9 protein-coding genes, 1 rRNA gene, 1 pseudogene and 1 riboswitch are annotated in these 13,966 nt (G+C 59.4%); of the genes and pseudogenes, 4 read left to right on the top strand and 7 right to left on the bottom strand.

The window, feature by feature from the left end; all coding sequences use genetic code 11:
• Nucleotides 1–16 precede the first annotated feature (16 nt).
• Together DSM100238_RS07775 and DSM100238_RS07770 are read left to right on the top strand one after the other, a co-directional pair.
• A complete protein-coding gene (locus DSM100238_RS07775; protein ID WP_167511108.1) occupies nucleotides 17–2,263 on the top strand; it encodes a glycosyltransferase in 2,247 nt (748 codons plus the stop codon).
• The gene (locus tag DSM100238_RS07770; protein ID WP_376831026.1) at nucleotides 2,260–3,060 is read left to right on the top strand and encodes an ATP-binding cassette domain-containing protein; all 801 of its coding nucleotides are present in this window, start codon (nucleotides 2,260–2,262) and stop codon (nucleotides 3,058–3,060) included. The genes DSM100238_RS07775 and DSM100238_RS07770 overlap by 4 nt, the downstream gene beginning before the upstream one ends.
• A 109-nt stretch (nucleotides 3,061–3,169) precedes the next feature.
• Here DSM100238_RS07770 and DSM100238_RS07765 read toward each other — a convergent pair whose 3' ends face one another.
• The 3 genes from DSM100238_RS07765 to DSM100238_RS07755 form a co-directional block, all read right to left on the bottom strand.
• Nucleotides 3,170–4,363, bottom strand: a complete 1,194-nt coding sequence (locus DSM100238_RS07765) for a pyridoxal phosphate-dependent aminotransferase (protein ID WP_152356100.1) — start codon at nucleotides 4,361–4,363, stop codon at nucleotides 3,170–3,172.
• A gap of 326 nt (nucleotides 4,364–4,689) precedes the next feature.
• Nucleotides 4,690–5,460 carry a polyphosphate--glucose phosphotransferase gene (gene ppgK / locus DSM100238_RS07760; RefSeq protein WP_152356099.1) on the bottom strand — a complete coding sequence of 257 codons (771 nt, stop codon included), beginning with the start codon at nucleotides 5,458–5,460 and terminating at the stop codon, nucleotides 4,690–4,692.
• Nucleotides 5,461–5,618: 158 nt separating this feature from the next.
• On the bottom strand, nucleotides 5,619–6,635 hold the full coding sequence (locus tag DSM100238_RS07755; RefSeq protein ID WP_152356098.1) for a glycosyltransferase family 2 protein: 1,017 nt from the start codon (nucleotides 6,633–6,635) through the stop codon (nucleotides 5,619–5,621).
• A 95-nt stretch (nucleotides 6,636–6,730) separates the two neighbouring features.
• Nucleotides 6,731–6,889, top strand: a riboswitch (FMN riboswitch).
• Between the two features lie 4 nt (nucleotides 6,890–6,893).
• Between DSM100238_RS07755 and DSM100238_RS07750 the strand changes: the two genes are divergently transcribed.
• Complete coding sequence (locus DSM100238_RS07750; protein ID WP_152356097.1) at nucleotides 6,894–7,562, top strand: ECF transporter S component; 669 nt, start codon at nucleotides 6,894–6,896, stop codon at nucleotides 7,560–7,562.
• Nucleotides 7,563–7,696: 134 nt separating this feature from the next.
• Nucleotides 7,697–10,399: an energy-coupling factor transporter ATPase gene (locus tag DSM100238_RS07745; RefSeq protein WP_412160388.1), complete on the top strand. Its 2,703-nt coding sequence runs from the start codon at nucleotides 7,697–7,699 to the stop codon at nucleotides 10,397–10,399.
• 309 nt (nucleotides 10,400–10,708) lie between these two features.
• Here DSM100238_RS07745 and DSM100238_RS09575 read toward each other — a convergent pair.
• The 4 genes and pseudogenes from DSM100238_RS09575 to rrf form a co-directional block, all read right to left on the bottom strand.
• Nucleotides 10,709–11,149 (bottom strand): annotated as a pseudogene (locus DSM100238_RS09575) (DUF4186 domain-containing protein); the annotation flags it as partial.
• Nucleotides 11,150–11,154: 5 nt separating this feature from the next.
• Entirely contained in the window at nucleotides 11,155–11,721 is a 567-nt protein-coding gene (locus DSM100238_RS07735; RefSeq protein WP_167511107.1) for a YihY/virulence factor BrkB family protein, read from the bottom strand.
• A gap of 247 nt (nucleotides 11,722–11,968) precedes the next feature.
• Nucleotides 11,969–13,228, bottom strand: coding sequence for a hypothetical protein (locus DSM100238_RS07730; RefSeq protein WP_152356095.1), 1,260 nt, complete (start codon nucleotides 13,226–13,228; stop codon nucleotides 11,969–11,971).
• Nucleotides 13,229–13,864: 636 nt separating this feature from the next.
• Nucleotides 13,865–13,966, bottom strand: a 5S ribosomal RNA gene (rrf, locus tag DSM100238_RS07725); the annotation flags it as partial.

The following is a 13,966-nucleotide window of genomic DNA, read 5'->3' as shown; positions in this document are numbered from 1 at the left end:
CTCTTAGAATAAAACCGTGTTGTCTCTCCACGAACGTCTTGCCCGCCGCAGCCGATGCCACTCGGCAGTGCGGTTCGCCTTGTTGTCCGTGCTCGTCATCGTCGTGCTCGAATGCGTCGTGTTCAACCTGCCGTATTGGACGAGTGTGGCGGCGAGCACCGATTCACCCGCCACGCTGAACACGATGGGGTCCGGCTTGACGCGCGAGGCTTCCGGCACGTTGGAAGTGACCGATCAGACAAAGGCGTTTCTGTCTGTACCTGTGGATGGCAGCTCGCAGTATGTGCGCATTGACTTGTCGCAAGTTACCGGCGCTACGCGTTCGCATCTCGTGTCCGCGGTGCACGTCCGCCTCGATTCGGACGGCCGGGCCGGGTCGTCCACGCTGATCGACGTGTCCCAGCCGCGTTCACTGTATTTGCACACCGATGCTCAGCACATGGTGAAACTGTGGATCCAAGCCCCGACCGGCACACAAGTCCCGATTTTCGCGGTTCGCCCCAATGTACGTGTCGCATTCCAGATTGATTGGCTGCGTGTGACGGTGATGGCCGTCATCGCCATCCTGATTGCGTGCTGGCGTCCCCGCTCACGGTTGTGGCGTATTCGCGCCGATCCGGGCAGTGTTGCCCAACGGTTGGCGTTCTTCACACTGATGGCGGTCGTCGGCGTGGCGTCCCTGACCGGCGCGGCGGTGATCGCCACGCTTGGCAAACCGCTGGTGTTCCAAGCCATGAACGGGTACACCTACGATTTCGACCAGTATGGCCATATCGCCGATGCGCTGCTTCATGGCAGGGTGTGGCTTGATCTGCCGGTGTCGTCGGCGTTCGCGAACAGCGCGAATCCGTATGATCCGGCCTTGCGGGAGCGGCTGCTGGATGCGGGGACATGCCCGATCTATTGGGATTATGCGTTCTACCACGGGCACTGGTATTCGTATTTCGGCGTGATTCCGGCGATTGTCTTGTTCGTTCCGTATCAGGCGTTGTCCCATGTGGTTCCGGGTATACCGGCGATGCTGCCGTCGGCGAGCGCGGTGGTGCTCTTCCTGTTCGGATTCGTGTTGTTCGGCTCGTTGCTGACCATCAGGATGCTGCGACGTGTGGCCCCCGACTGTTCGGTCGCCGGCATGAGCATGGCCTTGGTGACGCTGCTGCTGGGGTCGAATGTCGGTTATCTGTGGCTTCGCACGAACTTCTATTCCGTCCCGATCGCCGCCTCGCTGATGTTCACCTCGCTTGGATTATGGTTGTGGACGGGTGCGGAACGTCCGGAAGGTTCCCGGCGCTTGTGGCATGCGGGCGATGCGCCGGGATTGTCGTTGCCTCGTCTGGCTTGGGGTGCCGCTTGCATCGCGGCGAACGCTGGGTGCCGTCCGACCTTCGCGTTGACCGCATTGCTGATCTTCCCCCTCTTCTGGCGGCAGATCAGGCAGATGGCACGATTGGTGAGGACGGGCAAGGTGACCCGCTCGCTATGGGCCGGCCCCGCGGCGGTGATATTGCCCGCGATGGCGGTCGTGATACCGGTGTTCACTTACAACCTGCTGCGTTTCGACTCATTGTTCGATTTCGGGAATTCGTATCAGATCACGGTCAACGACATGACGTCGTACAGCGAACCCTTCGCCAATATCCCATGGATCATCGGGTATTATCTGCTGCTGCCGCCGCGGATGCAATCGACCTTCCCGTTCGTGGCGATCAATCCGGCGCCTCTGCCGCAGTGGGGCTTTGCGGAACCGATGGTGGCCGGGTTGTTCGCCATGTGTCCGATGGCGTTGCTGGCGTTCCTGATACCTGTGTTGCGCCGGCATCGTCGTGAACGATTCGGCGCTCTCTTGTCTTGCATGTTGATGCTCGGTATGGCGATTATGCTGGTGGACGCGTTCAAGGGCGGCTTGGGATGGCGGTATATCTGCGATTTCGGATGGCTGATCACGCTCGCCAGCCTGCCCGGACTGTTATGGGTGCTTGGCGAGTTTCTCCATCCGACCGATGACACCGCCCGCAGCGACGGCACTGGCGGCGAAAAAGCGCATGATTCCGTCTGCCCCAGCGCGTCGTCTGTCGTGCGCGCGACTGGAGGCTGGCGGGCTTTCGCACTGGACTGCCGACGCCTGATCATCATGCTGCTCCTGCTGGCAAGCATCCTCTTCCTTCTCGCCTCGTGCTTCGTCACGGGCAGGGACGACTCGTTGCAACGTTCTGCGCCGGACATGTTCGTGCGAATCCAAGCTTGGTTCGCACTGCTAGAATGACTGCTATGGGTATGTTCTCAGGATTGTTCTCGCGCAGGGTTGACAGCCCTCGCCCGGACCATGTGACCTTCACGCTGGCACACGCCGCGTACACGTACGAGGACGGCCACACAGGGTTGCGGGACACGACCCTCACGCTCGACACGCGACGCACCGCGGTCATCGGTTTGAACGGATCGGGGAAAACCACGCTGCTGAAGCTGTTGGACGGGTCGCTATCCCCCACATCCGGCTCCGTCACCATCACCGCCGGCGACAAGACCCTGCAACCGGGCTCCCGCAAGGATCGCAAAAGCATCAATCGGCTTGTCGGCTGCGTGCGACGGGAGGAAATCCCGAACAGTTTTTATCGCAGCGCCAGCATTACGAAAGCACTTGACACCCATATGCAAGCCAGGCACGTGGCTGACAGCGAGCGTCAGGCGCGTATCGGCACACTGCTGGCACAGCTTGATCTGTCCGCATGGCGTGACCGGCCGGCGGACGCGCTCGACAGCGAGCATCGTCACCTGCTAGCCATCGCGGCGGCCCTATGTCTCGACCCGTCGGTTCTGGTGGCTGACGAGCCGACGAAAGGGCTTGACGAAATCGGTACCGCCCATGTGGCGCGCGCCTTGTTCGCGCTTGACCGTCAAGTCGTGTCCGCCACGCATGATACGGATATGATCACCCGCCCGGAGTATGCGATCGACCGGACACTGCTGCTCAGAGATGGCAGTATCGTGTTCGATGGGTCTGCCCGAGACGCGGTCGCGGCCTATGCCGATATGATCCGCAGCATGCGGGAACGCGTATAGGCGCCTGCTCGTTCGATGCAGCATGTGCCGCCTGAATCGCGGTGTACGTGGGTGTGCTGCTGATGTTGTCGCATGCCCTGGCAGCGCGGGATACGACTGGCACATTCGGTTATTCGTTGAGCATGGCCGCCACCGTGTCCAGCATCGCGGCGATGTTGTGCGCGAAACGATCCGGTTGTGGCAACAGCGACACCGCAAGATACCCGTTGGAAGTCATATCGAAGAAGTAACCGGGCTGACCGGTCAGCCGATGATCGCGGATCATCCGCAAGACGACTTCGTTCTCATCAAGCACCGAGGGGATGCGCACCAACGCGTTCCAGCCGCCTTCCATGCGCAGCATCGACACCAACCCGTGGGGGTCATCCGCGAGCATGCGACGCAACATCGCGGCGTTCGCGGTGACACGGTCGCGGACCCGAGCGGTCTGCTGTGCGGCTTCGGCGAGAAACTCAGGCAGGCGCCCGGCGATGATATCGCTCATCGGCAGGTAGTCGTCAGCGATCACATCCAGTCGCTTCAATGCCTCCTCAACATCATGGCCGGGACCGGACACTTCGATCCAGCCGACTTTCGCGTGCGGCGCGGCAAGCGTTTTTGACAGCCCGTCCAGCGCGAAGGTCAACACGCCCGGCTCCCCCGCCAGACGCGCGTTGCCGGGGAAGGGTTCGACCGGAAAATCATAGAACACTTCGTCGGCGATGATGGCCACCCCATGCTCTGCGCACAGGCGCACAATCGTCTTGCGTTCTTCTGGTTTGACGTATGAACCGGTCGGATTGTTCGGATTGATGAGCACTAATGCACGGATCTTCCCGCCTTGCGGACCGTTGAGCAAGGATTCGAGTTGCGCCGTGTCGATGATCCACGACCCGTCAAAGCGCTGTTGGTAAGTGATGACGTGCACGCATTCCAGCGCCGCGATGGATTCGATCAGCGGGTATCCGGGTTTGGGGGCAAGTACCACGTCGTCTGCATCGCACAAGAGCTTCATCAGCCATGAATACGCCTGAGAGGTTGAGCTGAGCAGATACAAGCGGTCCGGATCGACCGGCTGGGCGTCGGGGCGTGTGGATTCCCTGCCGCGGCGTTCCGCCAGGAAATCGGCAAGCTGCTGTCGGGCTTCGTATTGCCCGCGGGGTTGTGCCGCGTATTCGGTCGGCAGGGATCGCGGAGCGAGCTCGAATTTGGTCGGATTCGAATCGTTCAGCTTGTCAAGCGCAATACCGTCCTCTTTGGCGGTTTGCTCCGCCCGGGCGATGGCATTCGGGGCGCTGATGTCTACTCGTGATGAAAAACGCACGCCCCCATCCTAGCCGTGGCGGCGGAACGACGTCTGACTTTGGTTCAGACGCTTCTCTTTTTCCCTTCTGCCGCGTTGCGCATGCCACCGCATACCACCGAACGGCACTGCCGTCACATACCCCCGTTTCACCGGCTTGCCGACATATCAGGTGCATCACAGCCACAACAACGCAGCAAGAGAAGATCGGCCTGCCCTTCCCCTATCGGGATCCGAGATAAACGCAAAATGCGGTGTGGCCCGCCCCGAACCACCGGGACGGGCCACACCGCATGTCCAGCATCCGGCAATTCGCTTCCGGATGTGGTCAGTTGCCTTCCGATCCGCTACTTGGCGGTCTTCGTGCTCGCATAGTAGGCGGCACCGATGATGCCGGCCTCGTTACGCAGCTTCGCCGGGACGATCGGCGTCTTGATGTCGATATACGGCAGGAACTTGTCGCTCACACGGCTGACGCCGCCACCGACGACGAACAGATCAGGGTTGAAGTACTTCTCCATGAGGCCGTAGTACTTGGTCAGGCGCTTCGCCCACTTCTTGTAGCTCATATCGAGTTGGTCGCGCACCGAAGAGGCGGCGTACTTCTCCGCGTCGCCCTTGCCGTTTTGCAATTCGATGTGCCCCAGCTCAGTGTTCGGGATGAGCACGCCGTCATAGATGAGCGCGGTGCCGATGCCCGTGCCGAGCGTGGTCGCAATCACCAAACCGTCCTGGCCCTTGGCGGCGCCGAACTGCTGCTCGGCGATACCCGCCGCATCCGCATCGTTGACGACAACGACCGGACGACCGCACGCCTTGGAGAACTCCTCGGTGACGTCCACGCCGATCCACGACTGGTCGAGGTTCGCCATGAAATCAAGCGGCTTGCCGGGCTTGATCGGCGCCGGGAACGCAATGCCGACCGGGGCATCCTCAGGAACCTCAAAATGCTCGAGCTGCTGGCGCACAATATCCGCAACAGCTTGCGGAGTGGACTTCTCCGGGGTCAGAATCTTCAGACGCGGTTCTGCGAACTCACCCTTCTCCAGATTGACGGGAGCCGCCTTGATGCCGGAGCCGCCGATGTCAACGCCGAAAGCCTGTGCTGTCTCAATCATCTTTGACCTTCCTATGAGGTGATGGGGTGTATGAACCGGTACGGTGATTGTACCGCGCCCTATGGCCGAATGTGGCCGCGGCACGCCGAAAACCTGCAAACGCTTTCACCATTGTTCCCAAGTCCTCGTGCGACACGCGGCCAACCAATTTGCAAACGTCACTTCAACGCGGGCATCGGCCGCCAGTCAGGATCGTGCAGCAGCTTGCGAGAATCCCACCAGCCGCGCGCAATCGCAGACAGGCCGGAACGCAGATGCCCCTTATCCACCGCGACCAGCCGGATGACCTCCTTGATGGCCGTGGCGGCAGTGCCGAGCGCGAACAACGCCGGACGATAATCCCCGTACACCATGAAATACCGGGCCATATACCCACGATTGCGCATGATGTGGTAACGGTTCATGTCAGACGTGGAATTCAACTGGCGCAGACCCGCGATATTCCAGTTGTCGATATCACGCGTGCGACGGATGATGACATCCTTGACTTCGATAGGATTGGTGACCTTGCTCGCCAGATAGCCGTACATTGTGTCGTCCCAGTAAATGAAGAAGCGCCCGTCCGGGAAACCGATGCGTTCGACGATGTTGCGACGGAACAACCCGCCTTCGAAACACATGGTGTTCATCAGACGGTAACCGCGCGGGCCGAACGCCGCCGGAGCGATCGGGTCGGGGATTCCCAGCGGCACGATGAAATGGTACTGCCAGTAGAACGGGCCGCCGTCATAATCGTTGCGGCTGCCCTGGATGACATCATGGTGCAGGGTCCAGGGAGCGAGTTTCTCGATGGCGTCCGGCAGCACCGCCACATCGTCATCCATCACCCAGAACCATTCGGCGCCGAGCTCATACGCTTTGCGTACACCGTTGCTGAAACCGCCGGAACCGCCGATGTTGCCCTCCTGCGGGAAGTACACGACACGGTTTGTATTGCCTGACGCGTCGGCGATGGTCTGCCCCCATTGCGCCGTAACCGCGGACCTGAATTCCTCGACCATCGATTCGGTGGTCTCGCTATGTTCGTTGTCCACGATGACAATGCGCCATGGCGCGACGGTCAGCGCCTTCAGCGAATCGAACAGTGTGGCGAGCAGCTTCTGCCGTTTGTAGGTGACGATGACAATGGCCAGCTTGTCGATGGCGGCTTTTTTGGCGTGCTGTGATTGTGTCATGATCACTATTCTTGCACTTGCCCTCGCCGAATGCCGAATATCGAATATCGGGTTCTGACTTGCATTTGTTCCAACCATGCGGTATTGATGGGTGCTGTAAGTTTCAGGGAAGGTGAAATTCCTTACTGGCGGTAACGACGAACCGTCCGCATTCCGCGGCGGTTGTCTCATGTCGAAGCCCGCGACCCGCGCAAGCGGCTGATCCGGTGGGAATCCGGGGCCAACGGTTATAGTCCGGATGGAAGAAACGGAGCTCAGATGAGCATCTTTTCGCATACCTCCATTCCTGCACGCACCATCATCAAGGATGGGCAATCTTCAGGAAACGCAACGAATACCGGTACCGGCGATGCCACCGTATCGCCGAAAGACGCGCATTCGACCGGTGTCGGCGATTCCGGACGCTGGTCAACCCGTCGCATCGCGATGTACGCGTGTTTCGTTGCCCTGTCCATGGCGTTGAGCTTCGTTGAATTCCCGTTGATTCCGGGCGTCCCGTGGCTGAAATACGACCCGTCGGGCATTGTCGCGCTGGTCGCGGGCTTCGCTTACGGCCCTGCGGCGGCGCTGATCGTCAGCATCCTCGGATTCGTGCCGCACCTGTTCATCAGCCCGTGGGGTACGCTGATGGCCTGGCTGGTCGCCGTCGGCTTGTCCGTTCCGGCGGCGTTGATCTACCGGCGTATGCACACCCGTTCCGGAGCCGTGCTCGGTCTGGTCGTCGGTGCGCTCGTTGCGCTGGTTCTCGCGATTGTCGGCAATCTGATCATCACCCCAATGTACGCGCATATGACTGTCTCCCAGGTCGCGGCGCTTATCGTGCCGGCGCTCCTGCCGTTCAATCTGGCAAAGTACGCGATCAACTGCGTGGTCACCTTCTTGATTTACAAGCCGGTGTCCGACCTGCTCAACCGGTCGGCGCGCTGAGTGATCACCGTCCGTCCCGACGTTTCATCGACGTCGGGACGGCCAGATGCCCATATGGTTCCCGCACACGGGATGACAATATCAGTATTATCGGCAATCAACCACTACGAAAGATACGGATGCCGCACCGCACCATGGCTATTCCACGGATCCTCTCCCCCACATCAGCATCGGACGACGCATACGACGACATGCGCGGTCTGGCAGCCAGTCTGCGTGAGGTACGGTACCGGTATGCGGGGGCGCAGGATTGGGCGCTCGATGGAGTGAGCCTCGACATCCGCAATGGTGAATACGTGTGCATTGTAGGGGCGAACGGTTCAGGGAAATCAACGCTCGGCCGACTGATTGCCGGGCTTTCCGCCCCGGATTCTGGTGCCATTACGTTGGACGGACACATGGTGTTCGACGAAGCGGGGGCGCACGCCGACCAGTATCGACGTGCCAGGCATGACATCGGTGCGGTATTCCAAAATCCGGAGGATCAAATCGTCACGACGGTCACCGGTGATGATGTGGCATTCGGCCCGGAAAATCTTGGCATGAGCCGTACGCGCATCAGTGAGCAAGTCGCGTATGCGCTCGATGCGGTAGACATGACGGGGCATCTTGCGGACGATCCGACGACCATGAGCGGCGGGCAGCAGCAGCGTATCGCCATCGCGGGGATTATCGCGATGAATCCGCGTATGGTGGTGCTCGACGAGCCGACCGCCATGCTTGATCAGGATGCGCGTATGGGGGTCCTCACCATTCTTGACGCGCTTCACCGGCAAGGGACCACCATCGTGCATATCACGCATCATGCGGATGAAGCGTATCGCGGGCAGCGCATCATCACGATGAGTGCAGGACGGGTCGTTTCCGATTCGACGCCGACGGCGGAACCGGCGGATGCCGATACCGATGCATACGACCGTCCATCGCAGGATGATTTCCGTCATCTGCTGCAAGCCAGTGGCATGCCGGTGACCTGGCTGCGCGCCGGGTCGAGTGATGAGTATGCGCCGTCTGATCCGTCACCTGCCTCAAGCGGAGTGTCTGTCACCGCGGCTGCACCTGCTACCAACGGTGTACCTGGTACCGCCGATTCACCGGACGCTGAGGAAGCCTCAACCGCGCGCGGCCCGGCGCTCGCGATCGATGTCGACCATGTGTCGTTCACTCCTCAAGGCGCAGCATTCCCCAGCGTGGAACAGTTGACTTTCTCCGTACGTTCCGGCGAGACCGTAGCGCTGATGGGCGCCAATGGAGCCGGGAAAACCTCAATCGTCAAGCTGCTGTCCGCCTTAGCTCGCCCTGACAGCGGCAATATCACCGTCGCCGGCATCCCCGTAGCAACGGACCGCCGGTACACCGCCAGCGTCGAGACTCCTCATGGAACGGGAAGTGCAGGCCTACGAGCAGACCGGCACACTCATATTGACAGCTGGATCGGCCGCTTGCCTGGTTCAGCGGTGAAACCGTTATCCCGCAAGCAACGGATCGAGTTGAGGCATCGTCTCGGCTTGGTCATGCAACATCCCGAACAGCAATTGTTCGCGCACACGGTCGCTGAGGATGTCGCATACGGTCCACGCAATTTGGGGCTTTCCGAGCAAGACGTCGTACAACGTGTCGATGAAGCGCTGGAATTGTTGCATATCAGCGAGCTGCGTGACCGTTCCCCATTCGGTCTTTCCGGGGGACAGCAGCGGCTTGTCGCCATCGCGGGGGTCATCGCCTGTCATCCGGATGTACTGCTGTTGGATGAGCCGACGGCGAGCCTGGACGAGACGGCGAGCGCAAGAATCCGAGATATGCTTGTCGATTTGCATCGCCGCGGGGTTACAGTGCTGCTGGTCACCCACAATATCGATGAAGCCCGTGCAGTTGCCGACCGCGTGGTGGTGCTCGAACCGCCGAAGCATGCCGGACAGCATGTCGACGCCCGACGCTCGCGCGGCACGCGGAATGTCGAAACGGACGGCATATCAATGGCTTCTGGCATATCTTCGACGCAACAGGCAGCCTCCGAGCCATCACAAGCAGCCGATGGCGCCGCAGATCCTCACGTTGGAACCGGATCGGGACGTTCTGTCATCGCCCTGCTTGATGCCCGGGTGAAAGCGGTTGCGTTCCTGGTGCTGATGTTCTCGGCGTTTGCGATCAGCTCACCGTATCAGTTGGCTGTCGGCGCTGTCCTGACCGCCGGTATTGTCGCCGCGGCGCGCATACGACCGTCGCTCTTGCTTGCGCGCATCCACATGTTCCTGTTCCTGTTTGTGTTCGCGGGAGCACTGAACATCTTCTTCGTCCGCACCGGAACCCCTCTCGCTCATATCGGTCCCGTGCCGATCACTGATGACGGCGTGCACACGGCGATCATCTACGCTTGCCGCTTCGCTCTGGTGATCATTCTCGGCGCGGTATATGTGGAGACGACAACGCCCACGGCGATGACCGATGCGTTCGAATCCCTCCTGTCCCCGCTCAAACGATGCGGTATCCATGTCCAGGAGATTGCGTTGGTTCTGAGTCTGGCATTGAGGTTCTTGCCGACATTGCGGGTAGAGATCATGGCCGTCGCGCACGCTCAAGCGGCTCGCGGCGGCAGTATCGAAAGCGGTTCCCCGGCGCAGCGATGCCGTGCGATGTGTGCAATCATCATGCCGGTGTTCGCCGCTTCGCTCCGTCATGCCGATAATCTCAGTCTCGCTTTGGATGCACGTTCCTATGAGGAGGGTATCCGCCGGACGCATTGGCATGACATGCGTCTGCATTTCCGCGATGGCGTCTTTTGCGCTGCTTGCGTCGTCTATCTGGTGGCATTGGTGTTGGCCGCCGTGTTGCTGTGACGTTCTTGGTCGCGTTGTCACTCACGACGAGGCTGCGAGATATCGCGCTTTCCGCTGTCGGCTCGCCGCATTTCGCCGCACGTTCCAGCTGCCGTGCTGACATCTGTCTGACTGTTACAGCAACTCACCTTGGACGAAGCCTGATGCATTGCTGTCATGATGATTACCCGGGTGCCGGCGGCTCTCCGCCGAACCGCCTGCCGCGCCATGGGGCCGCCGCGGTTGTGCTGTTCGTTCGCCTTGTTCTGTGTCGCCATCTCGCTGATGCTGGAACGGTGCCGCCCATCCGCTGCTATCCCCCATCACCGCCGGGTGTGCAGCAAGATCGCGGTCGATCCATGCCATAACCAATCGGGCGAGACGGTCGACCTCTTGCACGCTCAGCGCTCTTCCCCGCGGAATATGGTGCCATTTCTCAATGCATCCGCGGCAACAACATGCGGTGGCGTGTTGAGCGGTGAACACCGGATGGCCACGCCAGGGTGTCTGTTTCCCGTCTTTCGCAGGCTGGGCGGCACCGACCCGCTGGGCGAGCATCTCGTGCGCATGCCGGTCAATGAGTTCGCGTCCTTTGCGCCTCGCATATGCAGCATCATGCGGGCTTAATGTGAATGACGATCGAAACGATGAATGGGACAGCCGCTCCAGCGTTTCGGCAATCCATTGGGTGGATCGCCGAGCGTCATCTTTGTCGGTATGCCCGCCAGATTCCACCGGCCGCCATGCGTCCACAGACGGATGGTCGTTCATTGTGATCACGCTTCGTCAAGTGTTTCGTGTGCAGGTACGGTTCCAGACCGGTCGAGCGTCTCCACCCGCTCATGCAAGTCATCTGCAATGCGATACCAATGCTGGACGGTATTCTCCAAGAAGAAGTAATATCGGATATACCCGATGAGCAGTCCCAGCATGGCCAGGTAGATGATGGTGGACACGGGGATTGTTGAGGGAACAAGCACCATGAAGGCGAGCGCGACCAGGAACACGGCGATGGTAATCATCATGACCCCCAGATGGATGAGCCGTTCATGCTGCAACCAAGCGAGCTTGCGTTCATGCCAATCCAGCAGCCGACGGGGATCCTCGCCTTGGTCGAGGCGCGCGGCGATGCCTTCTTCATGCTGTCTCGTCCACTCACGAAGATTCAAACCGTATTTGTCCCGAGTGTCCTTGTTACGGCCTGTGGTTTGTTGCTTCGATTGATCGCCATCCATCGGCATGCCTCCCTTGCAACGGCGCGTACTTTTATCGTACTCGTCCGCGATGGATGAGGACAGCATTGTGCGGCGACTGCGGTTCGACTGCGCGGATCTTGGAGGCATGTGCCGGACTGCACAGGATTCAGGGCATGCAGGTTTGCAGGTTTGCGAGTTGTGCAGGATCGCGGAGTGCGCGCCACAGTGAACTGTACAGGATTGTGAAATGCACGGAATCAGTGGCAGCGTAGAGGCATCCGCAGTCCGCTCACCGTCCGCTTATTGTCCGCTTGCCGTCTGCTCACTGTCTGCTCGTTGTCCACTTACCGTTCGCTGCGTTGTGACTTCCGCAGTTGGCACTTCGCCGATACCGTCAGTCGACCACACACGTTCCTGCGTGTGCTGACGCCGCCGCCTGGTCGGTCTGTTCATTCATCGCGTATGCCGGGAAGCTTGCGCCGGTGCTGTTCAATGTGTCACGGTTTGCGCCCAGATACATCACCGCGTAAGAATTCGTCATGCCTTCGATCTCGACGTGAAGCGGCGGGACAACCGTGTCGCAACGTGAATACACGAGATAATGGGCGATTTCATGGCGAAGTTCATCAAGATACTGTGGGGAACGGACGACATACGGATACGCTTCATGGCCGGTGTTGACGAATACGGTATCGGTTTTCTTCTCGCAATACGCTGCAAACGTATACTGATCAGTAGTCATGGAAGGACAGTAGTTTCCGATGCTCTGGAAATCGTAGTCGGCGTGCAACCCGGCAATCGAGAGCATCTGCTCCCCCGACTGCATATAGGTGCCGTCCTGTCCTGGCTGCCCTTGGAATGCCGCGATCTGCTGTTCAATGGTGTCTAATTGTTGCGGCGATGGCGCGTGATGGCTTTCGTCTTGACTGAAGACAATTTCGAAATAGGAACCTGTCGCCGTGGTATTCGTCTCGATTGATATACGGTACGCCCGGTTGATTTTGAAATCATATTCGAGCTGATGCAGGTCCGTGAGCTTCGCATTGTAGTAGGTCGTCGCAGCGTCGCGGTTCATGGAGCGCCGCGCATCACCGTAGGATGTTGCTTCCAGCATATGGTCTAAAGTCCTGAGCCATGTATCAATTGCTGATTGCGCGTCTGAGAGCGCTTTGACGTATTCGTTGATCTGCGCTGCAGGCATGGCATGGTACTTGTCATGCATGGCTTTGATTTCGTTGACATATTGATGGTATTGGTCGGATGAATCATATCGGTAGCCGATGAGCCCCGTCGAATCAGATGAATCCGATGATGCTGAGTCAGTGGCGTCTTGTTGGGTTGGCGAAGAACTGCTGGAGGAAGGCCGCGACGATGGCATACCTTGCGCATAGGTGATGGATGTATCGCGGGATGCAGCCGATGACGGCTTGATGACGCCGGCTTTGACCAGCCCACCAAGTACCAGGCAAATCGCAAGAATCACCGTGCATATGTGATCAAGGACAGAGCCATTGGACCAAGGCAGAAATGTTGACGTTGACCTGTCATGTCTGGCATGATATCCCCCATGACGACGTTGGGATCCGCCCATGCTCATATGCGGTGGGAAACTCTCATGATACTCTTCGCTGTCGTTGTCATCATCGAAGTGCATGCATTCCCCCAGTGGCAGTCGCATATCATTCTCAAATACTTATATACGGGACATCATACTACTGTTGGAAGCTGATATTCAGACGTTCCACAGCTCTTCTGAGGTTTCTTCATCTCACCATCAATCACCGCTGGTGACCTGATAAAAGCGTATACGATGTATGTCTCCTCACGAACTGTATCAGCATAGAGCGATGTCAGGGTAAGAGTCTGAAGTGTAACAGCCGGTTGAGCAAGACGTCACGCCATTCGCACGGTCATCCTGTTAAGGACGACAGGTTGGTTTATGTCTGTAATACGTAGGTGGCGTCGCCGTTGGCATGACATTGTGTCGTGGCTAGCCGTTGCGTGGCGGCATGCGGTCTGGGCGTCTGGTCTGTGTAATGTGCGGCGGGGCAAAACGCGTCCCCCGCTTTCCCTGTCCTGATCGATTGCGCCCGCGGGACTCGTTCTCGCGTCCAGGTATCCATAGTATCCGGATACGCGAGTCCCGCCTGCCCCCTGTAAGGTAATGGGTGCAGTGCGCGATCGCCCCCGCATATACGTGCTTGTGTGGTGTGCGCGCCGGTTGTGTGTGTTTTGGAAATAAGAAGGAGGGGGAGGGGCGTGTGTGCGTCCCTCCCCCTCGTAGGTGTTGGTGCGGCGGCGTGCTACTCTCCCACATCCTTCCGGATGCAGTACCATCGCCGTGCCAGGTCTTAGCTTCCGGGTTCGGAATGGAGCCGGGCGTCTCCCCTGG

The sequence above is a fragment of the Bifidobacterium apri genome (assembly GCF_009299485.1).
In the GTDB taxonomy this organism is placed as follows: Bacteria; Actinomycetota; Actinomycetes; order Actinomycetales; family Bifidobacteriaceae; genus Bifidobacterium; species Bifidobacterium apri.
This window is presented reverse-complemented; position numbering and strand designations above follow the sequence as displayed.